We start from the raw sequence: 23,133 nt of genomic DNA on the forward strand, positions 1-23,133 counted from the left end.
GCGTGACGCGTGGGCCCTCCGTACTCGCGCCGGTTCGAAGCCCGGCCGTCGCCGTACAACCTTTCGCCTTCTCATACGTCACAGAAACGTGGTGCAAGGTGCACCGGATGCGTCTGAGGGAGAACTGAATTGCGCCGTCCCCGTGCCGCCCGGCGGTTTGCGACCGCCCTGGCCGCCGTCCTGTCCGTCACGTTCGCCGCAGGCGCGGTAGGCACCACAGCCGCCACAGCCGCCACAGCCGCCACAGCCGCCACAGCCGCCACAGCCGCCACGGCCGAGGACGACATCACGCTGGTCCGGCACACCGTTCCGCCGGTCATCGACATGACCAACCGGCAGTCCGTCTCGCTGGAGTGGGAACTGACGGGGGGCGCGTGGGCCACCGTCGTCATGCGCAACACCCGCACCGGCTACACGACCACCGACCTCCTGGGCGCACCCTCGAGTTCGAGCACATTCAGGCTCTACTGGGAAGCCCGCAACATCGAGAAGGGTGATGCCCCCAACGGCGACTACACCTGGACGATCACGACGACGACGCTTGACGGCATCCCGCTCGGCTTCAAGGCCTCCGGCTCCTTCAAGCTCGTCCGCCGGCCCGCTGCGCACGACCTCGATGTCGACGGCGCCTTCGACCTGCTCCAGCGGGAATCCGGCGGCGGCCTGTGGCGCACCGACAGCACGTACTACGGCCCTGAGCTGCAAATGGACTCGCACCATCGGGAGTTCATCGGCCCGGGATGGCAGATCTACGACCGGATCGAGGCGGTCGGCAACCTCGGCGGATCGACCGTGAGCGACATCCTCACCCGCGACACCTCCGGAGTGCTGTGGCTCCACGCCGGCAACGGCCAGGGCGGCTTCTACGGCCGTATCAGGGTCGGCACCGGCTGGCAGATCTACGACCGGATCACCGGAGGCAGCGACCTGACCGGCGACGGCAGGCCGGACGTCCTCGCCGCCGACAAGACCGGCGTTCTCTGGCTGCACCCCGGAACCGGCAACGCCACCAGCCCCTTCACCGCCCGGAAGAAGCTCGGCACCGGCTGGGGCATCTACAACGACATCATCGCCGTCGGCGACATCGCGGGCGGCCCGGCCGGAGATCTCCTCGCCCGTGACACCTCGGGCGTCCTCTGGAGCCACCTGGGCAAGGGCGACGGCACCTTCGCCCCGCGCACCCGGGTGGGCGGCGGCTGGAACACCTTCGCGTTCCTCATCGCGGCCGGAGACGTCTCCAAGGACGGCCGTCCCGACCTGCTCGCCATCCGTCCTGCCGGCAGCATGTCCCTCTACCCGGGCACGGGCGACTGGAAGACCCCGCTCCTCGGCGCCCAGGAAGTCTGGTCCTACGACGTGGGGTTCGGTTACAACCACGCTGCCTGACCGACGCCCCGGATCGCGCTCCGCCACCGCGGGCCGGTACCGGCTCCCGCGCCGGTGTCAGTGCCGGTGCCTATGCTGATCACCCGTTCGCGCAGGGTGTCCGCAGAGGGTGGGGGAGCATGATCGACGTCGACGGGTATCTGGCCGTGCTGGGAGTCGCCCGGCCGGCGGCCCCGACCGGCGAGGCGCTGTGGGCGCTGCACCGGGCGCAGGTGGAGCGGGTCGCGTACGAGAACATCGACATCCATCTGGGGCGGCCCACGGGCATCGGCGCCGAGGAGTCCGTGGCCCGGATCCTGCGTGGACGCGGCGGCTACTGCTTCCACCTCAACGGGGCCTTCGGCGAACTCCTCACCGCCCTCGGCTACGAGGTCACCCGGCACCGGGCCGGAGTGCAGGGCACTCCCGAGGACCCCGCGAACGCGGACGGCGACCATCTCGCGCTCACCGTCCGGCTCGACGGCGAACGGTGGCTGGTCGACACCGGGCTCGGCGACGGACCGCACGAGCCCCTGCCACTGCGCGAGGGCAGCCACACCCAGGGGCCGTTCACCTACGCGCTGGCCCCGTCGACGGCGGTGCCCGGCGGCTGGCGGTTCACCCATGACCCGCGCGGCTCGTTCACGGGGATGGACTTCACGCCGGAGCCGGTGGATCTGTCCTCCTTCGCGGAGGAGCACGTCCGGCTTTCCACCTCCCCCGAGTCCGGCTTCGTCCGGGTCCTCAGCGCCCAGCGCCGCGACGCCGAGGGCGTGGACGTGCTGCGCGGCCGCGTGCTGCGCCGGACCGGCGCGGGGGGAACGGACGAGCGGACCATCGAATCGGCCGACGACTGGTACGACGTGCTGGCCGGCATGTTCCGTCTGGACCTGACCGACGTCGACGCCCCCGCACGCGCGGAACTGTGGCACCGCGTCCGCGCCGCGCACCGGCGGTGGGAGGCCGCGAGGCACCCCGTGAGCTGATCAGCGGGCACGGGCCTTGCGCCGGAAGTCCCTTCCGTCTCGCTCGGCGGACCGTCCCGGGCCCCGGGGGCGTACGACCGTCCCGGGGCCCGTGGCCGTGCGGGCTCAGCCCTTGCTGACCGCCGCCAGGATCTCCGGCAGCCGTCGCGCCGTGCGCGGGGCCGCCGCCTTCAGGCCCGCCCAGGCGAGCAGCGCGCCGTACAGCGCGCCGACCGGGAGCACCAGCCACAGCAGGGACCCCTGGTCGGAGACGTGCAGATAGATCGTCGCGGCGATCAGCGGCGCGCAGAGGACCGTCGCCGCGACCATGCCGCCCAGGATCGACATCCAGGCGAGACCGCCCTGCCCCGGCACCACGTTCTTGTAGCCGCTGTCCTGGGGGATCGAGTACGGGAGGCTCGCCGACGCCACCGCGCCCGACGCCAGCATCGCGCCGAGCAGCGCGAACGCCAGGCCCAGCGCCTCCGGGAACTGAGACCACTGCCCGAGGACACCGGCCGTCACCGCGGTGACGAGCGTCGTGAACGGCAGGGTGATCGTCAGCAGGGCGAGGGCCCGCGCCCGGAGTTCGGCGTACGCGTCGGCGCTCGTCGAGATGGTCTGCGCGACCATCCAGAACGCCGAGGTGTCCTGCCCGAACTGGTTGTACATCTGGATGCCGAGCATGCCGGAGGCGAAGCACGCGAAGTAGATCGAGCCACTGCCCTGGAAGGCGTTGAACAGCGGGACGATCAGACCGATGGCGAGCGAGGTCACCCACGCCGCCTTGGTCTTCGGGTCGCGCCAGATGTACCGCAGGCTGCGCTCCATGACCGCGCCCGTACGGCCCTCCGGCAGGAGGCGGCCGAGCAGTCCCGACCCGGCCGCCTTCTCCCGGCCGCTGTCGGGAGCGGCGCCGATCGTGGAACCGTCCGGCTCGACCATCAGCCGTACGAGGCTCCGCCGCCACCAGTACACCAGCGCCGCCAGGGTGGCCGCCGTGAGCAGCAGCCGTACCGCCGCCACCAGGTGGTCGCCCTTGCTCGCCGCGTCCACCGCGCCGATCCCGGCGGCCGGCGGCAGCCAGCCGACGACGGTCGCGGCCGGTTCGAGCGAGCTGAGGCTGCCGGCCTGGTTGAGGCGCTGGACCCCGAAGTTCACGAACTGGATGCCGACCGCGATCACCAGACCGCTCAGCAGCGCCAGGTCGCGGCCCTTGCGGGAGGTCAGGAGCCGGATGTTGGCGGCGGCCACCGCCCGCGACAGCGCCACGCACGTGACGGTCACCAGGGGTACGGCGAGGACGGCGACGACGGTCGCGGCGGCGCCGTGGGCGACGGACAGCGCGGCGCCGAACGTCAGGAGGAGGGTGAGGAAGGGGCCGATGCCGACGAGCGAGGCCACAAGGAGGGCCCGGACGAGCGGCTGGGGCCGCAGCGGCAGCATCACGAGCCGCGAGGGGTCGAGCGTCTCGTCGCCGCTCGGGATGAACAGCGGCATCACCGTCCAGGAGAGCGCGAGCGCCCCGGTGAGGAGGATCGCGACGGTGTCGGCGTCGGCGCTGCCGCGCAGGAGGACGAAGGCCAGCACCATCACGGCGGCGAAGAAGGCGCCGAAGACGGCCGAGGCGATGTAGGCGGTGGTCCGTCCGCCCGACTGCCGCAGCCCGTTGCGCAGCAGCGCCAGCTTGAGCCGTACGAAGACGGCGGTGAGCGAGGGGGCGGAACCGGCCCCGGCCGAGGTGGTGGTGTGGGTGACGGCACTCATCACTGAGCCCCACCGGCAGCCCCGCGCCCGCCGCCCAGCCAGTCCAGCGAGTCCCCGGCCGCCTCGCGGCCGTTCGCGCCGACCAGTTCCAGGAACGCCGCCTGGAGCGACGGCGCCGAGCCCCGCACCACGTCGAGCGGACCCTGCGCCCGGATCTGCCCCGCCGCCATCACGGCGACCCAGTCGCAGAGCGACTCGACCAGTTCCATGACGTGGCTGGAGAAGACGACGGTCGCGCCGGAGGAGGTGTACCGCTCGAGGACGCCCCGGATGGTCTGCGCCGAGACCGGGTCGACGCCCTCGAAGGGCTCGTCGAGGAAGAGCACCTCGGGGTTGTGGAGCAGCGCCGCCGCGAGCCCGATCTTCTTCCGCATGCCGGTGGAGTAGTCGACGACCAGCTTGTTCTGCGAGCCGGTCAGGTCGAGCACGTCGAGGAGCTGCGCGGCCCGTTTGTCGACCTCGGCGCCCGGCAGCCCCCGCAGCCGGCCGCTGTACGCGAGGAGTTCACGGCCGGAGAGGCGCTCGAAGAGCCGCAGGCCCTCGGGCAGGATGCCGATCCGGGCCTTGACCTGGGCGACCGACTCCGGGTCGGCCCACACGTCGTGCCCGGCGACCAGGATGCGGCCGTGGTCCGGCCGGAGCAGGCCGGTGATCATGGAGAGGGTGGTGGTCTTGCCGGCGCCGTTGGGCCCCACGAGCCCGATGAACTTGCCCGCGGGCAGGACGAGATCGACCCCGTTCACCGCGATCTGCTGACCGAAGCGCTTCCACAGCCCCTCGACGCGGACGGCGGGCACCGCACCGTCGCCCGGTGCCGCACCTGCCTTCTCGTACGCTCCGTCAAATGCCTGGTCAGGCATGTTCCGTCAACCCTTCGGTCGTCCCCGTGTGTACGGGGGCAACCCTACGGGTGAGGCCTCCGCGCCCCTAGGGTCACGACGTGCGGAGCCCCGGCACCGCCGGTGTCACGACGTGCGGAGCCCCGGCACCGCCCGTGTCACGGCGTGCGGCTGCGGGCCTCCGCCGCCTCTCGGCCGCACGCGTACGCGAGGGCGCTGATCAGTTCCTCCGCGTCGGGGAGCCAGCGGTTCGCCGGGGTGGGGCGGCGGGCCCACTGCACGGCACCGCAGCCGCCGACGCGGGTGGGCGGGGCGGCGACGTAGTGGCCCTCGCCGCGCGTGGTGAGGTCGATCGAGGCCGGGACCCAGCCCAGCTTGCGGACCATGTCGGGGACCTTGGTGGCGGCGCCCGGCAGGACGAAGAAGTACATGCGGCGGTCCGGGGTGCAGGTGACCGGGCCGAGGGTCAGCTCCATGCGCTCCATGCGGGCGAGCGCGAGGAAACCGGCGGACTCGGGCACCTCGATCGCGTCGAAGGTACGGCCGGTCGGGAGCAGGATCGACGCCTTCGGCTGCTTCGACCACATGCGCCGGGCCCCGACCCCGCTGCCGGTCGCCTGGGTGGACCAGTCGGGCCTGACGGCGTGGGCGCCGGGCACGGCGCACGCCTCCGCGCCGCAGGAGCATCGCTCCCTGCCCTCGACGGCTTCCAGCCAGGTCCCGGGAAACACGTCCCAGTGCCGCTCTTCCGCGTACCGCACGGCACTGTCCAGCAGCTGCTCGCCTCGCTGCTGGGGGATCTGTGCGGCTTCCGTGACTCCCATGGTCTCTTCCACGGTGAACACAACTTCCCGCGTCACCTGGGGTTACGGGCGGGAGGTACGGCGGTGTGACGCATCGATCCTGCATGCGGGGCGCATCGGAGCACGGGCGGGGGCGCGCGGGGGGCCGGGGAGCGGGGGTGGGTACGCAGAGGTGGGGGCGCCGGCGGGATCACGGCCGACGTGTCCGGTTTCGCGTGTTCACATCGGCATTGACCGGATATCCACCGGGCAGTGATCACTCCTCTTGTGATCACCGCACGGCCTCAGGGGGTACTCATGGCAGCCAGGCCACTCGTTCCGCGCCAGCTCAACGAACGGCTCCAGTCGCTCATTCAGGAGGCGGGCTGTTCCAACGCCGGTCTCGCTCGCAGGGTCAACATGGTCGGCTCGGAGCGCGGCCTCGACCTGCGGTACGACAAGACGTCGGTGGCCCGCTGGCTGCGCGGGCAGCAGCCGCGCGGCCGGGCGCCGGGGGTCATCGCCGAGGCCCTGGGCCGCAAGCTGGGCCGCACGGTCACGATCGACGAGGTCGGCATGGCCAACGGGCGGAACCTCGCCGCCGGGGTGGGCCTCCAGTTCGCGCCGACCGTGCCGGGAGCGATCGAGCAGGTCTGCGAGCTGTGGCGCAGCGACGTGGGGCGGCGCGACTTCCTGGCCGGCTCGACGGTCGCGGCCTCGGCGCTCGTCGAGCCCAGCAGGGACTGGCTGATCACGGGGCCGGACACGCACGTGGCCCGGCAGGCGGGGGCGCGCGTCGGGGTCGCGGACGTGGCGGCCGTACGGGAGATGACGGGCGCGCTCGTCGACCTCGACCGGCGGTTCGGCAGCGGGCATGTGCGCCCGGTGGTCGTCCACTACCTCAACAGCGTGGTGTCGGGGATGCTGTCGGGCTCGTACCGGGAGGCGGTCGGAAGGCAGTTGTTCGCGGCGGTCGCCCGACTCACCGAACTCGCCGGGTACATGGCGGTGGACACGGGCGAACCAGGGCTCGCGCAGCGGTACTACATCCAGGCGCTGCGGCTCGCGCAGGCGGCGGGCGACCGGGGCTACGGCGGGTACGTCCTGGCCGCCTCGATGAGTCACCTCGCCGCGCAGCTCGGGAACCCCCGGGAGATCGCCCAGTTGGCGCGGGCCGCGCAGGAGGGGGCGCGGGGCAAGGTGCCGCCGAGGGCGGAGGCGATGTTCCTCGCGGCCGAGGCGCGCGGGCACGCGCTGCTCGGGGACGTCCGCGCCTTCGAGGAGGCCGCCGGGCGGGCGGTACGGGCGCTGGAGCGGGCGGATCCGGAGGCGGGCGACGACCCGGCGTGGATCGCGCACTTCGACGGGGCGTATCTGTCGGACGAACTGGCGCACTGCTACCGGGACCTGGGGCAGCCGGCGGCGGCGGCGCGGGCGGCGGAGGAGTCGGTCGCGGGCCATCCGGCGACGCGGGCGCGGCGCCGGGCGATCGGTCTGGCCCTGCTGGCCTCGGCGCAGGTGCAGCAGCGGGAGGTCGAGCAGGCCTGCCGTACGGGGGCGCGGGCGCTCGAACTCCTGGGCACACTGCGGTCGTCGCGGGGCCTGGAGTACCTGGACGACCTGAGGGAGCGGCTGGAGCCGTACGCGGGAGAGGCGGTGGTACGGGAGTTCGGGGCGCGGATGGAGCTGTACGCGGCGTAGTCCCTGGTGGGGGCGGGATCGTGAAAGAAGGTTGTGTAACCGGGCTCACACGTGTGTGCGGAGCCCGGCGCGCACCCGGTAGCGTGAGCCGACGATTCCGTAGGTCCATCAGTAGGAGTCCCGGTGACGCAGAACGGACAGGGTCCGGAGCAGCAGTACCCGGCGGTGCCCCCGGCGCACAACGCCCACGGGGGAGCACAGCCGTGGGACGGCGCCTGGGGTCCCGCCGCCGGCCAGCCGGGCGGGCAGCCGCTGCCGCCCGCGCAGCCGCTGCCTCCGGAGGCGGCGCCGGGCGGCGCCGCGGACATGCAGTCGACGCAGTACCTGCCGCCGGTCCCGCCGCAGGGCGCCCCGCCGCAGCCCGGCTACGGCTACCCGGGCCCGGGGGCCCAGGGCGGCGACATGCAGGCGACCCAGCACATCGCCCCGGTCGCGGGCGGGATGCCGGGCGGGATGCCCGGTTTCCAGGGCGGGATGCCGCCGGTGCAGGCCCCGCAGCAGCCCGGGTACGGGTACCCGCCGCCGGCCGCCGGTGACATGCAGGCCACCCAGCACATCGCGCCCGTGCCGCCGCAGCAGGGCGGGGGCGCATCGACCCAGTTCCTGGGCACCGGATCGCTCCAGGCGCAGGGCCCCGGGCCCGCCGGCGCCTCCGACGCGACGCAGTACATCGCTCCCGTACCGCCGCAGGCGCCCGGTGAGCGGCAGCCGCCCGCCGAGTTCGACAACCTCTTCCGTACGGAGTCGCCGCAGGCCCCGCAACAGCCGCGCACGCAGGCGTACCAGCAGCCGCCCGCCCCCGCTGCGTACCAGCAGCACCAGCAGCCGCAGCAGCACCAGGGGCCGCCCCCGCAGCAGTACGCCTACCAGGACGCGTACTACGACGACGGCGGCGACCCCGAGCCCCCGCGCCGCAAGTCGCCGGTCGCGCTGATCGCCGCCGTCGTCGTCGGCTGCGCGGTCATCGGCCTCGGCGCCGGAGCGCTCCTCAGCGGCGGCGACGACGACGACAAGAAGGAGCCCGGCAAGAGCACCCAGAACGTGGCCACCGGCTCCGCCGCGCCGCCCACCCAGGCGCCCACGGAGAAGCCCGCCGACCCGGCGGAGCCGCAGGCGCGGGAGCTGAGCAAGCTGCTCGCGGACAGCAGCAGCAGCCGCGACACGGTGATCAGCTCGGTCGAGCTGATCAAGCAGTGCAAGAACCTCGACCAGGCGGCCGGGGACCTGCGCGGGGCCGCCGAGCAGCGCCGGGGTCTGGTGACCCGGCTTCAGACGCTCGGCGTCGACAAGATCCCGGACAGCCCGGCGCTGACCGCCGCCCTGACCAAGGCCTGGCAGGCCTCGGCCGCCGCCGACGACCACTACGCGGCCTGGGCCGACCAGATGAAGGCCAAGAAGGCCTGCAAGGGCGGCAAGGCCCGGTCGACGAACCAGACGGTCGCGGCGACGCAGAAGAGCGGCGAGGCCACCGCGGCGAAGAAGCAGGCGGCCGGGCTGTGGAACCCGACCGCCACGAAGTACGGCCTGGAGAAGCGGACGTACACCCAGCTGTAGGCCCCCTGGGGGGCGGGGCTCAGGGCGCGCTGAGGACCGTCGCGCCGACGTCGACGAAGCCGGGCCGCTGGGCCACGAGCCGGCCCTTGCGGACCACCTGGAACGTCACCTCGTGGTTGACGATCCGGGGGAATCCGGGGGCGCCGAGCAGGTCCTCGTACCTCCAGCGCAGGCTGGGGGTCAGGCCGCCGGTGTCGATCCGCTCGCCCCGGTCGAGGGCGTGGGTGATCTGCGCGGCGGTGATCCGGTCGGTGCCGAGGGACTCGACGACCTCCTTGAGGACCGTGTAGGCGATCCAGGTGGTCTGCACGCCCGCGTCGGACGGGTCGACGCGGTTGTCGGCGAACGCGTGCTCCTGGATGACCTCGCGCATCGGCGCCCAGCTCTTGTCGGCGGCCTCCGGGTACCAGCCGGTGACGAAGGCGCCCTCGAAGGGGCTGTGCGCGCCTCCGGTGCGGTCGATCACGGGCTGGCCGACGCTGCCGAGCACCGAGGAGATCCGTACGGAGTCCCGCTTGCCGCCTTCGCCGTCCTCCTGCTCGGGGAGCCGGCGGAAGGAGTCGAAGAAGGTCTGGGTGCGCTCGCCGAGCACGGCGGTGACGCAGCCGTTCCTGTCGCCGGCCTTCTCGCGGGCCCGGCCGGCCTGCGCGGTGTACTCGGCGGCGTCCTCGACGGCCGGGATGTCGACGGCGCTGCGGTGGCTCGCCTTGCGGAGGCCCGAGTTGAGCAGTTCGGGCAGTTTGTCCCCGGCGAGGGTGTCGGGCCGGACGAGCGAGACCGTCCGGCAGGACTCGGCGAGCTGCATGCCGTGCCCGGCGATGAGCGAGGCCTGCCCGCCGTTGACGGGGTAGGAGAGCGGGCTCGTGAACTCGTCCTCCGTGATGCCGTAGCCGCCGATGTACGGGATCTCCGCGGCTTCGAGCGGGGCCATGAAGGCGCGGCCGTTCTGGCTGTACGAGCCGACGACCGCGACCGCCTTCTCGTGGACGGCCCGGCGGGCGCAGGCCGCGGCGCCCGAGGGGGTGTTGTGCTCGTTGCAGGTGAGGACGCGCAGTTCGTGCCCGTCGATGCCGCCCTGGGAGTTGATCCAGCGGGCGTAGGTCTGCGCCATCGCGGGCATTCCGGGCATGTTGGTCGCGCGGGTCTGGTCGGGGGCCCAGGTCATCACGGTGACGGGCTCCCTGGAGCCCCCCGTGGCCCCAGGGAGCACGCCACACCCGGTGAGCAACGAGGCTCCGGCCGCCGCGGTCGTGACGTACGCGAGGAGTGAGGTCAGTCGCCTACCGGTCATGGATGTGCACGTTTCCGCCTCGCGGGTAACGCGGGAGTGAGCATGGTTCAACGGTGGGTGACGTGAAGGTGAATTACGGGGGCTGCGAGGGGGCGACTCCGGTTACCGGACAGGGGAACGTACGATCGAAACGTGTCCAGTCCAGTCTCCGGTTCGGTGAACTCTTCCCGTCGTGGCCGTCGCTCCTCCACCATGGTCGGCATGCCGCTCAACGACATGCCGTGGTGGCGCTGGCGCAGCAACGCGCGCTCGGCGCTGCACATGCTCTCCGATCCCGGGTTCCACGAGACGACCTGGCTGGCCGGCCTGGACGGGTACGGCGACGTCACCGACGCCGTCTACCGCCTGGTCGAGGACACCTGGCTCGACAACTGGTCCGCCGAGAAGTACGTGGGCTCGATCTTCCGCGACACCGCCGAGGCCGCCCTCGTCGACGCCGCCGTCCTCCGGGTGCTCCGCATCATGCACCAGGTGGGCCCGGACGCCCCCGTCTCCGCCTACCTCCAGCACCCCGGCTGGCCCGAGGCCGTACGGGCCGCCCGCGAGGCCCACGTACACCTGGCGCGGGCGGACGGCGAGGACCCCGACACGCCTCCGTGCTCGCTGGACGTGCTGCACCTCATGACGGGGGCCTGAGCCGTCGGTGAGCCGTTCCGTCTGACGGACGGTGGGCCGTCGGGAGGCCCGGGTGTGGCAGGCTGACGGGATGACCGACCAGTACGTCCTCACCCTCTCGTGCCCGGACAAGCAGGGCATCGTGCACGCCGTGTCGAGCTACCTCTTCATCACCGGGTGCAACATCGAGGACAGCCAGCAGTTCGGAGACCGCGACACCGGACTCTTCTTCATGAGGGTCCACTTCTCGGCCGAGGCCCCCGTGAACGTCGACAAGCTGCGGGCCAGCTTCGCCGCCGTCGGCGACTCCTTCGTGATGGACTGGCAGATCAACCGCGCCGACGAGCGCATGCGGGTCGTCCTCATGGTGTCGAAGTTCGGCCACTGCCTGAACGACCTGCTGTTCCGCTCCCGGATCGGCGCGCTGCCGGTGGAGATCGTCGCCGTCGTCTCCAACCACACCGACTTCGAGGCACTCGTCGGTTCGTACGGGCTGCCCTTCCGGCACATCCCCGTCACCAAGGACACCAAGGCCGGGGCGGAGGCCGAGCTGCTCGACCTGGTCCGCGAGCAGGATGTCGAACTGGTCGTCCTCGCCCGCTACATGCAGGTCCTCTCCGACGACCTCTGCAAGCGGCTCTCCGGGCGGATCATCAACATCCACCACTCCTTCCTCCCCAGCTTCAAGGGCGCCAAGCCCTACCACCAGGCGCACGCGCGCGGTGTGAAGCTGATCGGCGCGACCGCCCACTACGTGACGGCCGACCTCGACGAGGGCCCGATCATCGAGCAGGAGGTCGAGCGCGTCGGCCACGAGGTCACCCCGGACCAGCTGGTCGCGATCGGCCGGGACGTGGAGTGCCAGGCGCTGGCCCGCGCGGTGAAGTGGCACGCGGAGCGCCGCATCCTCCTGAACGGCCGCCGCACGGTCGTCTTCGCGTAGCGAACCGCACCGCCCCGCTCGGGCCGCACCGGACCGCACCTGACCGCACCGCCCCGCTCGGCCCCCTGGCCGGCTGCCTACAGCCGGCTCAGGGAGGCCGCCGCGAAGAGGACGTCCCTGATCGCCTCGCGGTCGCCGTCCTGGCCCGCCGCCGCTTCCTCCGGCGAGATGTGGCCCGCCACCAGCTGGCAGAACTCCACCCCGTCCATCGCCACCTGAGCCACCGCCCGTTCCGGCGAACCGACCGCCGCCGGGGAGTCCAGCGCGATGTACCAGTGGCCGCCGCCCGCGCCCTCCACCTCCAGATGGAGCGAGCGGCCCGGCGCGCCCGCCGCGACGAGATGCCGGGCCGGGGCCGCGAGGCCGGTGCGGCGGCGGCCGGCCAGGGCCGCCGGGAGCAGCCGCGCCGCCAGGTCGATCATGCCGTGCAGATGCGCGCCGCTGGGCGGGGCGTACGGGTAGGCCACCGCGTTCGCGATGTCGTCCGCGTGCACCCAGCACTCGAAGGCCCGCTCCAGGAGCGAGTCGCGCAGCGGCAGCGCGAAGTCCTTGTAGGTGACGGTCAGGTCCGCCACGCCCCGGCCCGCGAACGAGACCGTGCGGATCAGGTTGTGGCTCTGCTCCCGCCAGGGACCCCGCAGGGACCGGTTCGCGGGCCGGTCGAGGCCCGACCAGAGCGCCTCGGTGCGCTCCGTCGGCGACAGCTCGGGCGAGCCCGCGCCCAGCGGGTCGTCGAGTCCGAGCGCCACCCCCACCAGTCCGTCGACGGCGAGGAGGTGGCCGATGACCCCGGCGACGGTCGCCTTCCGGCGGACGAGCCGGTCCTCCTCGTACCACTTGAGCCGGACCGGGGCGTGCCACTCGGACTCGCCGATGTCCCGCAGCAGCGCGTCGAGCCGCGCGGTCTCGGCGTCGTACGGGGTGACCCAGTCGGGGACGGGGATACGGGCCGGGCGGCGGCCGAGGCAGTTCTCCAGGACCCGGGAGCGCAGCAGCGGGTCGAGGTCCAGGTCGCGGTCCTCGTGGAGCAGCGCCACGGCGTCGCGGAGCCGCAGGGCCTCGTCGGCGCAGGGCGCGCAGACGGTGAGGTGGTCCTCGACGGCCTGCGTCTCCCCGGCCGAACACGCCGAAAGCGCCCAGGCCCCGAGCAGGGACTTGAGCACTCCATGGCTGAGCACGGGGACCTCGGGTTCCGGTTCCGGTGGAGATTCCGGTGGCGGTCCGTCCCCGTACGCCGCCTCCGCCGTCAGGTCCGCGTGGTCGTCGGCCGCCCGGCGCGGGCCCGGGATCCAGGGGGCGCGTGCGACGTCGTCCGCGTCGTCGTTCGCCCCGGTCACAGCGCCCGTCCGTAGCCGGGCGGCGCTCCGCCCTCGGCGGGGCGGGTGTGGGCCGAGGAGAGCAGCTGGAGGCCGAGGCGGAGGCGCCGCCGGGCCTCGTCCTCGGTGACGCCGAGGTCGGCGGCGGTCTGCCGGTAGTCCCGGCGCTGGAAGTACGCCAGTTCCAGCGCGGCCCGAAGCGGTCTCGGCATGGACGTGACGATGTAGTCGGCGCGGGCGGCGACGGTGGCCCGCCGGACCTTCTGTTCCAGTTCCTCGGCGGAGCCGATCCCGGTCTCCGCGTACGCCGTGGCCTCGTTCTGCCGGAGGCGGTGGACGGCCTGCCGCTGGGTCAGCTTGGCGACCCACGAGCGCAGGTTGCCCTGCTTGGGGTCGTAGGCGTCGGGGTTCTCCCAGATGTAGCCGAAGACCTCGCGGGTGATCTGGTCGGCGGCGTCGTCGTCGTCGAGGACCCGGTGGGCGAGGCTGTGCACCAGGGCGGCGAACCGGTCGTACAGCTCGCCGAGCGCGGCGGCCTCGCCGCGCGCCAGCCGCTGCTGCATCCTGCGGTCCCAGCGCGGTGGTGTGTCCATCGCCATCCGGTCCTCCGCCCCTCCCGCGCATCCCCGTCGGCTTCCCGGTTCTCCTCCAACGTAGTGGGCCGCGCCGTGAACGCACGCCTGTTTGCCGCAAGTGCGCTCTTGACGCGGGCCCTGATGGTAAGGAAAGCGTCATCCACCGGTCCGGGGGTTTCGTCCGTTCCCGGCGGGGCAGGCGGCGGGCGTGACGACGATCGAGGTCGACGAGGACGAGTACGACTCCTGGACGGTGTTCCAGGTGCGCGGAGAGATGGACCTGATCACCTCCCCGCGGATACGCAGGAGGGTCCACGACGCCGTGGCGGGTGGCCGCCACGACCTGGTGATCGACCTGTCCGCCGTGCGGTTCTGCGATTCCAGCGGGGTCGGCGTCCTGATCGCGGCCCGCCGGCTGCTCCGCTCCTGCGGCGGCCGGCTGCGGCTGATCCTCCCGGAGGACCGGGAGGGCCATGTCGGCCGGGTGCTGGCCGCGCTCGGCGTCCGCCGCCTCTTCGAGGTGTACGAGGACGTGCCGGCGGCGGTCGCCGGGGCGGGCGCCTCGGCGGGCGCGACCGCGAACTGACCACCGCCGCCCCCGCCCCCGGCGGCGCTCACGGCCTCGGGCCGTACTGCTCCCTCAGCCGGTACTTGAGGACCTTCCGCAGCGTCTCGTTGCGGGGGAGCGCGTCCACCACCTCCAGCTGTTCCGGCAGCTTGTGGACGGACAGGCCGGCCTCCCGCAGGAAGGCGGTGACCGCCGGGAGGGTCAGCGGGGCGGCGCCGGGCGGCTGTTCGACGACGGCGCAGACGCGTTCCCCGCGTTCGGTGTCCGGGAGGCCGATGACGGCGGCGTCGCCGACGCCGGGGTGCTCGTGGAGGAGGTCCTCGATCTCCTTGGCCGAGATGTTCTCGCCCTTGCGGATGATGATGTCCTTGATGCGGCCGGTGAGGACGAGGTGGCCGCTCGGGGTGAGGTGTCCGACGTCGCCGGTGATGAGGAAGCCGTCCTCGTCGAAGGCGGCGGCGGTCTGCGCCGGGTCGAGATAGCCCCGGCAGACGGCCTCGCCGCGCAGCCGGACCTCTCCGGTGGCGGTGATCCGTATCTCCATGCCGGCGGGCGGGCGTCCCTCGGTGGTCGCGAGGTTCTCGGTGGTGTCGTCGGGGTCGCCCATGGTGATCATGGGGACCTCGGTCATGCCGTACCCGTGGGTGAGCTGACAGCCCAGCTCCTTGCGTACGGCGTGGTAGATCTCCGGGGGCTTGGGCGCGCCGCCGCCCGCGAGCAGCCGGAGGGTGGGGATGACGGGTTCGTCCGGGTGCTCGCGCTGCTGGGCGAGGAACATCGCGTAGAAGGCGGTGGAGCCGCCGGCCACGGTCACCCCGTGCCGCCGGTACTCGCCGAGGGCGTCGGGCAGCGCGAACTGCTCGAACATGACGGCCGGGAACCCGTACAGCAGCAGCATCACGGTGTAGTCGGGCCCGGCGATGTGCGCGTACGGGAAGGCCATCGAGCCGACGTCCTCGGCGGTGAGCCGCAGCGCGTGGGCGAGGCAGGAGCCGCCGGCGAGCAGGGAACGGTCGGTGTGCAGGACGCCCTTGGGGTCGGAGGTCGTGCCGGAGGTCCAGTAGATCCAGCGGACGTCGGTCCCGGAGGAGGGCGGCGGGGGCAGCACGGCCGGGTCGCCGTCGGGCAGGTCGTCGTAGGCCTCGAAGATCCCGCGCGCGCCGAGCCGCCGGGCCATCCCGGTGTGGTCGAAGCCGCGCCAGACACCGGGGACGGCGAAGAACTCGGCCTTGGACTCGCGCAGCGCGAAGCCGACCTCCTTGTCCCGGTAGAAGGGGATCACGGGCGTCTGTACGGCTCCGACGCGGGCGAGCGCGAAGGAGAGCACGGCGGTCTCGATGCGGGTGGGCAGCTGCCAGGCGACGACCGTCCCCGGCCGCACCCCCATGGCGTACAGCCCGGCGGCGCAGCGCTCGGCCCGGTCCCGGAGCCCGCCGAAGGTGAGCACCCGGTCGCCCTGGAGGAGGACGGGCAGGCCGGGGGTGAGGGCGGCGCGGCGTTCGACGAGTTCCCAGAGCGTGCCGGACTCGCCCAGGGCGTGCGCGGTCTGATCCATGACCGTACTCCTCTTGGCTGACGTTCCGTCAGATGGTGCGGTGAGCGTAGAGGCCCGGCGCTTGTCGGTCCAGGGGTGCGGGGCTAGCCTGATCCCGTCAGATCTGACGGTCCATCAGAAAACGCCATGAGAGACATGGAGGGGTCATGACGGAACTGCCCCGCATCATCAGCGTCGACGACCACGTGATCGAGCCCGCCCACCTCTTCGACACCTGGCTCCCGAAGAAGTACCGGGACCGGGGGCCCCGGCCGCTCACCGCCGGCATCGGGGAGCTCGCCTACGTCGCCGGGAAGTACCAGATCACGATGGACCCCGACGGGCCGCCCACCGACTGGTGGATCTACGAGGACCTCAAGTTCCCGTACAAGCGCAACATCGCCGCCGTCGGCTTCGACCGCGACGAGATGACCCTGGAGGGGATCACCCGCGAGGAGATGCGGCGCGGGTGCTGGGACCCGGTCGCCCGGCTGAAGGACATGGACCTCAACCACGTCGAGGCCTCCCTCTGCTTCCCCACCTTCCCCCGCTTCTGCGGGCAGACCTTCGCCGAGGCCCACGACAAGGAGGTCGCCCTCGCCTGCGTCCGCGCCTACAACGACTGGATGGTCGAGGAGTGGTGCGGCGGCAGCGGCGGCCGGCTGATCCCGCTCTGCATCATCCCGCTCTGGGACATCGACCTCGCCGTGGCCGAGATCCGGCGCAACGCCGCCCGGGGCGTCAGGGCCGTCACCTTCTCCGAGATCCCCACCCACCTCGGACTGCCGTCGATCCACTCCGGCTACTGGGACCCGTTCTTCGCCGTCTGCCAGGAGACCGGGACGGTGGTCAACATGCACATCGGCTCCAGCAGCCAGATGCCCGCCGCCTCCCCCGACGCCCCGCCCGCCGTCCAGGCCTCGCTGAGCTTCAACAACGCCATGGCCTCGATGATGGACTTCCTCTTCAGCGGGGTCCTCGTGAAGTTCCCCCGGCTCAAACTCGCCTACAGCGAGGGGCAGATGGGCTGGATCCCGTACGCCCTCGAACGCGCCGACGACGTCTGGGAGGAGCACCGCGCCTGGGGCGGCGTCCGCGACCTCATCCCCGAGCCGCCGTCCACGTACTACTACCGGCAGATCTTCTGCTGCTTCTTCCGCGACAAGCACGGCATCGCCTCGCTCGACGTCGTCGGCCGGGACAACGCCACCTTCGAGACCGACTACCCGCACGTCGACTCGACCTTCCCGCACACCAAGGAGGTCGCCCTCGACCACGTCCAGGGCCTCGACGACGAGACGGTCTACAAGCTCATGCGCGGCAACGCCATCCGCATGCTCGACCTCGACTTCGACCGAGGCCGGGGCACCGTCTGATGGACCTCTCCTGCACCGACGAGGAGGAGGCCTACCGGGCCGGGCTGCGGGAATGGCTCGCCGCCACCCTCCCGGGCCTCCCCGAACGGCCCGACCCGCTCGACTGGCCGGGCCGCCGCGCCTACGACTGCGGCTGGCAGCGCAGGCTGTACGACGCCGGATACGCCGACGTCCACTGGGACGCCTCCCCGACCCAGCGGCTCATCTTCCTGGAGGAGACCGAACTCGCCGGTGCGCCCTACGTCGGCGCCAACTTCGTCGGGCTCCTCCACGCGGGCCCGACCGTCGCCGCCGAGGGCACGCCCGAACAGCGCGCCCGCTGGCTGCCGCCCGTCCTGCGCGGCGACGAGGTCTGGTGCCAGGGCTTCAGCGAGCCCGGCGCCGGCTCCGACCTCGCCTCGCTCCGCACCCGGGCGGTACGGGACGGGGACGAGTACGTCATCAGCGGCCAGAAGATCTGGACCTCGCACGCCGAGGTCGCCGACTGGTGCGAACTCCTTGTCCGTACGGACCCGGGGGCGGCCTCCAAGCACAAGGGCATCACCTGGCTCGCGATGCCCATGGACGCCCCCGGCATCACCGTACGGCCGCTGCGGACCCTCGCCGGGTCGACGGAGTTCGCCGAGGTCTTCCTCGACGAGGTGCGCGTGCCCGTCGGGAACCGGGTCGGCGAGGAGAACGACGGCTGGCGGGTCACCATGGTCACCCTCTCCTTCGAGCGCGGCACCGCGTTCGTCGGGGAGGTCGTCGCCTGCCGCCGTCTGCTCGGCGAACTCGCCCGCACCGCCCGGAAGAACGGCACCTGGGACGACCCCGTCCTGCGCCGGAGGCTCGGCAGGCTCTCCGCCGAGTTCCGGGCCCTCTGGCGGATCGTCCAGGCCAACGTCAGCGAGGCCCAGGCGACGGGCGGGGCCCCCGGGGCGGGCGGCTCCGTCTTCAAACTGCACTACTCCCACGCCCGCCAGGAGCTGTACGAAGCCGCCGCCGCGGTCCTCGGCCCCGAGGCGCTCGACCTCGGCCGCGACTGGACCCTGGACCGGCTGTCCTCGCTCTCGTACACGATCGCGGCCGGTACCTCCCAGATCCAGCGCAACATCGTCGCCGAGCGCATCCTCGGCCTGCCGAAGGGCCGGTGACCCCGTGGACTTCCGACTCACCGAGGACCAGCGGGCCCTCAGCAGGGGCGTACGCGACCTCCTCGAAGGCCGCTTCGACCGCGAGGCGCTCCGGGCCGCCGTCGACGCCCCCGCGCTGGACCGGGAGCTGTGGCGGGAACTCGGCGACGCCGGGTTCTTCGCCCTGCGGCTGCCCGAGGAGGACGGGGGCGTGGGGCTCGGCCTCCCGGAGGCGGTGCTCGTCTTCGAGGAGGCGGGCCGGGCCCTGCTGCCGGGCCCGCTGGTGGCCACGCACCTCGCGGCCGGTTCCGTGCCGGGCGCGGCGGAGGGCACCGTCGTCGTCACCGAGGCCGACGAGGGGCTGGTCCCCTGGCTGGACGAGGCCGACGTGGTGATCGGGGACGCGGGCGGCGCCGTGCCGATGCGGTCGGTGGACCCGCTGACACCGCTCCACCGGGTCCCGGGGGAGCGGGGGCACGGAGAGGGCGGGCTCCTCGCGGGTGGGGACGGCCGGCTCGTTGCCGCGCTGCTCCTCGCCGCCGAGCAGGTCGGGAGCGCCGGGTGGGCCACCGAGGCGGCCGTCGGGTACGCCCGCGAGCGGGAGCAGTTCGGGCAGCCGATCGGGGCCTTCCAGGCCGTCAAGCACCTGTGCGCCGGGATGCTCGTCCGTACCGAACTCGCCCGCGCCGCCGTCCGCGCCGCCTCCGTCACCGCCGACCCCGTCGAGATCGCCGGGGCCAAGCTGCTCGCCGACACGGCCGCCGTCGGCAACGCCAGGGACTGCCTCCAGGTGCTCGGCGGCATGGGCTTCACCTGGGAGGCGGACGTCCATCTGCACCTCAAGCGGGCCTGGGTGCGGGCCGAGCTGCGGCTGCCCGCCGCGCGGGCGGAGGAGGCGGTGGCGGCCGGACTGTGACCCGTCGGTAGCCCTCCGCGTTCGCCGGGTCACGGAATGTCGATACCGGGTTGTGTCCTACGGCGCGGCCGTCACGGCCCGGAGTCGCCGTCCGGCTCCGGTACGCTCCGTGGGATGCGAGTGCGTGTTGGCCCGGATCGTCCCGGTGTCGCCCCCGAGGTGACTCCGGGCCCGGGAATGCGCGCCGCTCGCGCCCCGAGGATGCGCCCCGCGCGCCCCTGTTCGACTCCCCGCAGCGCGCGTCGCACAGTATGGACCACGCGTACTCCTTCGCGCTGGAATATGCCCGAAGCGCTTGTTGCGGTGACTGTACGTCAACCATGCTGTCTCACAAGGGAATCACGTTCCGTAAGGGCGTCGATGGCTGTGAGGCGCGAGGCGATGTGTCCGCCGGTTCGGATGGTGTGAGCGGTGCAGGTGCTTCAGGTTCAGTTGGAGGTCGGGCCCGACCCGGCCGAGGTGAGTCGGGCCCGGAGGTGGGCCCGGTCGAGGCTCGCCGGCTCGGGCATAGGGGAGGACGAGTCGCTGGCGGACACGCTGGTGCTGCTCATCTCCGAGCTCGTGACCAATGCCGTGGTGCACACCGGCTGCCCGGCCGTGCTCCGGATGCTGTTCGCGGCGGGGGGCGGGGTGCGGGTCGAGGTGGCCGATGCGAGCGACCGCCCGCCGAAGCCCCGGCACGCCGAGGGTGACGACACCAACGGGCGCGGCCTGGAGCTCGTGGACGGCCTCGCGGACCGGTGGGGCTGGCAGCCCGAGGGCGTCGGCAAGAGCATCTGGTGCGAGGTGGACCGGTCGGCTCCGGCCGCGCCTTCGCCGGCGGCTTCCCTGCCCCCCGGCCGGGTGCGCTGCTGACCCTTCGTGGCGGCCGTCTACAGGATGGCCACCGGCGCCACGGGTGTGCCCGTGGCGCCCACGAAGGGCTCCGGCATCGCCGAGAGCAGGAAAGCGTAGCGCCGCTCCTGTGCACAGGCTGTGGACAGTGCTTCCAGGTTCCAGTTCTGGCCCTGGAGCATCCCCATCTCGACCAGGTCGAGGGCGTGCACCGGCATCCAGAGGTCCTCGATCTCCGGCGGGAAGATCTCGAACGTGAGGGTGTCGTCGGCGACCGCCGCGACGTCCCGCGCGTGGAACCACTCCGGCGTACGGACCGAGAGCCCGGGTGACGGGAACGCGTACCCGTGCCGGTCCCCGGCCAGGTACAGCTGGATCTGGCCGGTCCGTACGAGCACGATGTCACCGGCCCGTACGGTCACCCCGCCGAACTCCGCGGCCTCGTCCAGGTCCTCCGGCGTGACGGCGTGGTCGCCCGGCAGCCGGTCCAGCCCCTTCGCGGCGGCCACGTCCAGCAGGACACCGCGCGAGACGAGGTGGCGGGCGGTGTGGATGCCGCTGAACTCGGCGCCGCCGTGCGGGGTGATGGTGGCGGCGGGCCGGCCGTTGTAGATGCGGCCCGAGTGCGAGGCGTGCGTCAGCGCGTCCCAGTGGGTGGCGGCCTGGAGGCCCAGGGTCACGACGTCGTCGCTGGTGGCGACCGTGCCGGGGCCGAAGAGCTCCTGGTTGATCTGGACCATGGTGTGGAGCGGGTTGACCCGGCCGGGGATCATGCCGGTCTGGACGCCGTCCTGTTTCAGGTCGACGGCGAGCGGGACGCGGTGGCCGGTGCGGACGGTGGCGACGGCCTCCCGTACGACCTCGTCCGTGACGAGGTTGAGGGTGCCGATCTCGTCGTCCTGGCCCCAGCGCCCCCAGTTGTTGACGCGCTTGGCGATCTCGTGGAATGCGGCGGGAAGAGACATCGGGGCCTCCGGGGTCTTGTTTTCCGGTATCTGACGGACCGTAGAATCCTGACGACGAACAAATCTAACGGACCGTCAGAAAGTGCGGGAAGGGGCCGGACGTGGGGAACTTCTTGACTGGCAAGGTCGTCGCCGTGACGGGGGCGGGGCGGGGCATCGGCCGTGCCGTCGCCCTCGCGTGCGCGGCGGAGGGCGCGAAGGTCGTCGTCAACGACTACGGCGTGTCCATCGAGGGCGGGGAACCGACCTCCGAGATCGCCCTCTCGGTGGTGAAGGAGATCGAGGCGGCGGGCGGCTCGGCCGTCGCGGTCGCCGACGACATCTCGACGATGGCGGGCGGGCAGCGGGTCGTCGACACCGCCCTCGCCGAGTACGGGCGCATCGACGGCGTCGTCTGCGTGGCGGGCATCCTGCGCGAGCGGATGCTCTTCAACATGTCCGAGGAGGAGTGGGACCCGGTCGTCGCGACCCACCTCAAGGGCACGTTCACGGTCTTCCGGGCGGCCTCGGCGGTCATGCGCCGCCAGGGCGCGGGCACGCTGATCGGCTTCACCAGCGGCAACCACCAGGGGTCCGTGGCCCAGGCCAACTACTCGGCCGCCAAGGGCGGGATCATCTCGCTCGTACGGTCGGCGGCGCTCGGCCTCCACAAGTACGGGGTCACGGCGAACGCGGTGGCGCCGGTGGCACGGACCCGGATGTCGGCCAACGTCCCGATGGAACTGGCCGAGATCGGGGAGCCCGAGGACGTGGCCGCCCTGGTCGTCTACCTGCTCTCCGAGCGGGCCCGCGAGGAGAAGATCACCGGCCAGGTCTACACGATCGCCGGACCCAAGATCGCGGTCTGGGCGCAGCCCCGCGAACTGCGGGCCGGATACGCGGAGGGCGGCGCGTGGACCCCCGAGCGGATCGCGGACTTCCTGCCGGGGACGGTGGGCGTCGACCCGATGCCCATGCTGGCGCGGCTCGAGGAGATGGCGCGGGCCGCGGCGGCGGGCGAGCGCCCCAACACCGCTAAGGAGAACGGCTCATGAGAGGTGTCGTCTTCGACGGGAAGCAGGTCCAGGTCGTCGACGACCTGGAGATACGGGAACCCGGGCCCGGAGAGGTGCTGGTGGCGGTGGCCGCCGCCGGGCTCTGCCACAGCGATCTGTCCGTCGTCGACGGGACCATCCCGTTCCCCGTGCCCGTCGTCCTCGGGCACGAGGGCGCCGGGGTCGTCGAGGCCGTCGGGCCCGGCGTCACGCACGTCGCCGCCGGAGACCACGTCGCCCTGTCCACGCTCGCCAACTGCGGGGCCTGCGCGGACTGCGACCGGGGGCGGCCCACCATGTGCCGCAAGGCCATCGGGATGCCGCGGCAGCCGTTCTCGCGGGACGGCCGGCCGCTCTACCAGTTCGCGTCGAACTCGTCGTTCGCCGAGCGGACCGTCGTCAAGGCCGTCCAGGCCGTGAAGATCCCCAAGGACATCCCGCTGACCTCCGCCGCCCTCATGGGCTGCGGTGTCCTCACCGGCGTCGGAGCCGTACTGAACCGGGCGAAGGTCGGCCGGGGCGAGACCGTCGTCGTCATCGGCACCGGCGGCATCGGCCTCAACGTCCTCCAGGGCGCCCGGGTCGCCGGCGCCCTCACGATCGTGGCCGTGGACACCAACCCGGACAAGGAGGAGGTCGCCCGCCGCTTCGGCGCCACCCACTTCCTGGACTCCACCGACGGCGTACGGGGGATCCTGCCCACCGGCGCCGACCACGTCTTCGAGTGCGTCGGCCACACCGGGCTCGTCCGCACCGCCGTCGACCTCCTGGACCGGCACGGGCAGGCGATCCTCCTCGGCATGACCGCCCCCAAGGCGGAGGCGACGTTCCTGCCCGCCGCGATGTTCCTCGACAAGTCGATCCTCGGCTGCCGGTACGGCTCCTCCCGGCCCCAGCGGGACATCGCGCTCTACGCCGAGCTGTACCGCTCGGGCCGCCTCCTCCTCGACGAACTCGTCACCTCCACCTACCCCGTGGAGGACTTCGCGCGGGCCGTGGAGGACGCCGAGGCGGGCAAGGTCGCCCGGGGCGTGCTCACCTTCTGAGCCCTCCCCGCAACACCGCTGGGCACAGGGCC

Annotated in this window: 21 protein-coding genes; 13 read left to right on the top strand and 8 right to left on the bottom strand. The window is 72.6% G+C overall.

Annotated elements, in window-relative coordinates; translation table 11 throughout:
- The first annotated feature begins 129 nt into the window (after nucleotides 1-129).
- Both V4Y03_RS19690 and V4Y03_RS19695 read left to right on the top strand, forming a co-directional pair.
- Entirely contained in the window at nucleotides 130-1,386 is a 1,257-nt protein-coding gene (locus V4Y03_RS19690) for an FG-GAP-like repeat-containing protein (protein ID WP_332435779.1), read from the top strand.
- 119 nt (nucleotides 1,387-1,505) lie between these two features.
- On the top strand, nucleotides 1,506-2,351 hold the full coding sequence (locus V4Y03_RS19695; protein ID WP_332435780.1) for an arylamine N-acetyltransferase family protein: 846 nt from the start codon (nucleotides 1,506-1,508) through the stop codon (nucleotides 2,349-2,351).
- Between the two features lie 105 nt (nucleotides 2,352-2,456).
- Here V4Y03_RS19695 and V4Y03_RS19700 read toward each other — a convergent pair whose 3' ends face one another.
- The 3 genes from V4Y03_RS19700 to V4Y03_RS19710 all read right to left on the bottom strand — a co-directional run bounded on the left by V4Y03_RS19700 (nucleotide 2,457) and on the right by V4Y03_RS19710 (nucleotide 5,760).
- On the bottom strand, nucleotides 2,457-4,097 hold the full coding sequence (locus V4Y03_RS19700) for a transporter (RefSeq protein WP_332435781.1): 1,641 nt from the start codon (nucleotides 4,095-4,097) through the stop codon (nucleotides 2,457-2,459).
- Nucleotides 4,097-4,957 (bottom strand): ABC transporter ATP-binding protein, encoded by an 861-nt coding sequence (locus tag V4Y03_RS19705; protein WP_317876050.1) that lies wholly within the window; start codon nucleotides 4,955-4,957, stop codon nucleotides 4,097-4,099. Before V4Y03_RS19705 ends, V4Y03_RS19700 begins: the two co-directional genes overlap by 1 nt.
- A gap of 137 nt (nucleotides 4,958-5,094) precedes the next feature.
- On the bottom strand, nucleotides 5,095-5,760 hold the full coding sequence (locus V4Y03_RS19710; RefSeq protein WP_317876049.1) for a bifunctional DNA primase/polymerase: 666 nt from the start codon (nucleotides 5,758-5,760) through the stop codon (nucleotides 5,095-5,097).
- A 276-nt stretch (nucleotides 5,761-6,036) separates the two neighbouring features.
- Here V4Y03_RS19710 and V4Y03_RS19715 point away from each other — a divergent pair, with 276 nt between their 5' ends.
- Together V4Y03_RS19715 and V4Y03_RS19720 are read left to right on the top strand one after the other, a co-directional pair.
- Nucleotides 6,037-7,419, top strand: a complete 1,383-nt coding sequence (locus V4Y03_RS19715) for a transcriptional regulator (protein WP_332435782.1) — start codon at nucleotides 6,037-6,039, stop codon at nucleotides 7,417-7,419.
- A 123-nt stretch (nucleotides 7,420-7,542) separates the two neighbouring features.
- A complete protein-coding gene (locus V4Y03_RS19720) occupies nucleotides 7,543-8,973 on the top strand; it encodes a hypothetical protein (protein WP_332435783.1) in 1,431 nt (476 codons plus the stop codon).
- 19 nt (nucleotides 8,974-8,992) lie between these two features.
- Here the strand turns inward: V4Y03_RS19720 and V4Y03_RS19725 are convergent, their stop codons facing one another.
- Nucleotides 8,993-10,264, bottom strand: a complete 1,272-nt coding sequence (locus tag V4Y03_RS19725; protein ID WP_332435784.1) for an ABC transporter substrate-binding protein — start codon at nucleotides 10,262-10,264, stop codon at nucleotides 8,993-8,995.
- A 192-nt stretch (nucleotides 10,265-10,456) separates the two neighbouring features.
- Here V4Y03_RS19725 and V4Y03_RS19730 point away from each other — a divergent pair, with 192 nt between their 5' ends.
- Entirely contained in the window at nucleotides 10,457-10,900 is a 444-nt protein-coding gene (locus V4Y03_RS19730) for an SCO4402 family protein (RefSeq protein ID WP_317878426.1), read from the top strand.
- A gap of 70 nt (nucleotides 10,901-10,970) precedes the next feature.
- Complete coding sequence (gene purU, locus V4Y03_RS19735) at nucleotides 10,971-11,822, top strand: formyltetrahydrofolate deformylase (protein ID WP_332435785.1); 852 nt, start codon at nucleotides 10,971-10,973, stop codon at nucleotides 11,820-11,822.
- Nucleotides 11,823-11,899: 77 nt separating this feature from the next.
- Here purU and V4Y03_RS19740 read toward each other — a convergent pair whose 3' ends face one another.
- Together V4Y03_RS19740 and V4Y03_RS19745 are read right to left on the bottom strand one after the other, a co-directional pair.
- Nucleotides 11,900-13,159 carry a zf-HC2 domain-containing protein gene (locus V4Y03_RS19740; RefSeq protein WP_332435786.1) on the bottom strand — a complete coding sequence of 420 codons (1,260 nt, stop codon included), beginning with the start codon at nucleotides 13,157-13,159 and terminating at the stop codon, nucleotides 11,900-11,902.
- Nucleotides 13,156-13,737 (bottom strand): sigma-70 family RNA polymerase sigma factor, encoded by a 582-nt coding sequence (locus V4Y03_RS19745; protein ID WP_332435787.1) that lies wholly within the window; start codon nucleotides 13,735-13,737, stop codon nucleotides 13,156-13,158. The genes V4Y03_RS19740 and V4Y03_RS19745 overlap by 4 nt, the downstream gene beginning before the upstream one ends.
- A 184-nt stretch (nucleotides 13,738-13,921) precedes the next feature.
- Here V4Y03_RS19745 and V4Y03_RS19750 point away from each other — a divergent pair, with 184 nt between their 5' ends.
- Nucleotides 13,922-14,299: an STAS domain-containing protein gene (locus V4Y03_RS19750; protein ID WP_332435788.1), complete on the top strand. Its 378-nt coding sequence runs from the start codon at nucleotides 13,922-13,924 to the stop codon at nucleotides 14,297-14,299.
- A gap of 28 nt (nucleotides 14,300-14,327) precedes the next feature.
- Here V4Y03_RS19750 and V4Y03_RS19755 read toward each other — a convergent pair whose 3' ends face one another.
- Nucleotides 14,328-15,836, bottom strand: coding sequence for a class I adenylate-forming enzyme family protein (locus V4Y03_RS19755; protein WP_332435789.1), 1,509 nt, complete (start codon nucleotides 15,834-15,836; stop codon nucleotides 14,328-14,330).
- A 146-nt stretch (nucleotides 15,837-15,982) separates the two neighbouring features.
- On the opposite strand from V4Y03_RS19755, the gene V4Y03_RS19760 reads away from it, so the two are divergent.
- The 4 genes from V4Y03_RS19760 to V4Y03_RS19775 all read left to right on the top strand — a co-directional run bounded on the left by V4Y03_RS19760 (nucleotide 15,983) and on the right by V4Y03_RS19775 (nucleotide 20,077).
- Nucleotides 15,983-17,191 carry an amidohydrolase family protein gene (locus V4Y03_RS19760; protein WP_317876678.1) on the top strand — a complete coding sequence of 403 codons (1,209 nt, stop codon included), beginning with the start codon at nucleotides 15,983-15,985 and terminating at the stop codon, nucleotides 17,189-17,191.
- Nucleotides 17,191-18,327, top strand: a complete 1,137-nt coding sequence (locus V4Y03_RS19765) for an acyl-CoA dehydrogenase family protein (protein ID WP_332435790.1) — start codon at nucleotides 17,191-17,193, stop codon at nucleotides 18,325-18,327. The genes V4Y03_RS19760 and V4Y03_RS19765 overlap by 1 nt, the downstream gene beginning before the upstream one ends.
- Before the next feature lie 4 nt (nucleotides 18,328-18,331).
- The gene (locus tag V4Y03_RS19770; protein WP_317876676.1) at nucleotides 18,332-19,222 is read left to right on the top strand and encodes an acyl-CoA dehydrogenase family protein; all 891 of its coding nucleotides are present in this window, start codon (nucleotides 18,332-18,334) and stop codon (nucleotides 19,220-19,222) included.
- 411 nt (nucleotides 19,223-19,633) lie between these two features.
- Nucleotides 19,634-20,077, top strand: a complete 444-nt coding sequence (locus V4Y03_RS19775; protein WP_332435791.1) for an ATP-binding protein — start codon at nucleotides 19,634-19,636, stop codon at nucleotides 20,075-20,077.
- Nucleotides 20,078-20,094: 17 nt separating this feature from the next.
- Here the strand turns inward: V4Y03_RS19775 and V4Y03_RS19780 are convergent, their stop codons facing one another.
- The gene (locus V4Y03_RS19780) at nucleotides 20,095-21,021 is read right to left on the bottom strand and encodes a cyclase family protein (RefSeq protein WP_317876674.1); all 927 of its coding nucleotides are present in this window, start codon (nucleotides 21,019-21,021) and stop codon (nucleotides 20,095-20,097) included.
- A gap of 101 nt (nucleotides 21,022-21,122) precedes the next feature.
- Between V4Y03_RS19780 and V4Y03_RS19785 the strand changes: the two genes are divergently transcribed.
- Both V4Y03_RS19785 and V4Y03_RS19790 read left to right on the top strand, forming a co-directional pair.
- Entirely contained in the window at nucleotides 21,123-22,055 is a 933-nt protein-coding gene (locus V4Y03_RS19785; RefSeq protein WP_317876673.1) for an SDR family NAD(P)-dependent oxidoreductase, read from the top strand.
- Nucleotides 22,052-23,101: a Zn-dependent alcohol dehydrogenase gene (locus tag V4Y03_RS19790; RefSeq protein WP_332435792.1), complete on the top strand. Its 1,050-nt coding sequence runs from the start codon at nucleotides 22,052-22,054 to the stop codon at nucleotides 23,099-23,101. The genes V4Y03_RS19785 and V4Y03_RS19790 overlap by 4 nt, the downstream gene beginning before the upstream one ends.
- The last annotated feature ends 32 nt before the right edge of the window (nucleotides 23,102-23,133 follow it).

Source organism: Streptomyces sp. P9-A4 (genome assembly GCF_036634195.1).
Lineage (GTDB): Bacteria > Actinomycetota > Actinomycetes > Streptomycetales > Streptomycetaceae > Streptomyces.

Coding starts and splice junctions, on each gene's coding strand:
- V4Y03_RS19700 (WP_332435781.1), bottom strand. CDS start 4,097: ATGAGTGCCGTCACCCACACCACCACCTCGGCCGGGGCCGGTTCCGCC.
- V4Y03_RS19745 (WP_332435787.1), bottom strand. CDS start 13,737: ATGGCGATGGACACACCACCGCGCTGGGACCGCAGGATGCAGCAGCGG.
- V4Y03_RS19730 (WP_317878426.1), top strand. CDS start 10,457: ATGGTCGGCATGCCGCTCAACGACATGCCGTGGTGGCGCTGGCGCAGC.
- purU (WP_332435785.1), top strand. CDS start 10,971: ATGACCGACCAGTACGTCCTCACCCTCTCGTGCCCGGACAAGCAGGGC.
- V4Y03_RS19790 (WP_332435792.1), top strand. CDS start 22,052: ATGAGAGGTGTCGTCTTCGACGGGAAGCAGGTCCAGGTCGTCGACGAC.
- V4Y03_RS19780 (WP_317876674.1), bottom strand. CDS start 21,021: ATGTCTCTTCCCGCCGCATTCCACGAGATCGCCAAGCGCGTCAACAAC.
- V4Y03_RS19695 (WP_332435780.1), top strand. CDS start 1,506: ATGATCGACGTCGACGGGTATCTGGCCGTGCTGGGAGTCGCCCGGCCG.
- V4Y03_RS19710 (WP_317876049.1), bottom strand. CDS start 5,760: ATGGGAGTCACGGAAGCCGCACAGATCCCCCAGCAGCGAGGCGAGCAG.
- V4Y03_RS19755 (WP_332435789.1), bottom strand. CDS start 15,836: ATGGATCAGACCGCGCACGCCCTGGGCGAGTCCGGCACGCTCTGGGAA.
- V4Y03_RS19705 (WP_317876050.1), bottom strand. CDS start 4,957: ATGCCTGACCAGGCATTTGACGGAGCGTACGAGAAGGCAGGTGCGGCA.
- V4Y03_RS19765 (WP_332435790.1), top strand. CDS start 17,191: ATGGACCTCTCCTGCACCGACGAGGAGGAGGCCTACCGGGCCGGGCTG.
- V4Y03_RS19725 (WP_332435784.1), bottom strand. CDS start 10,264: ATGACCGGTAGGCGACTGACCTCACTCCTCGCGTACGTCACGACCGCG.
- V4Y03_RS19760 (WP_317876678.1), top strand. CDS start 15,983: ATGACGGAACTGCCCCGCATCATCAGCGTCGACGACCACGTGATCGAG.
- V4Y03_RS19715 (WP_332435782.1), top strand. CDS start 6,037: ATGGCAGCCAGGCCACTCGTTCCGCGCCAGCTCAACGAACGGCTCCAG.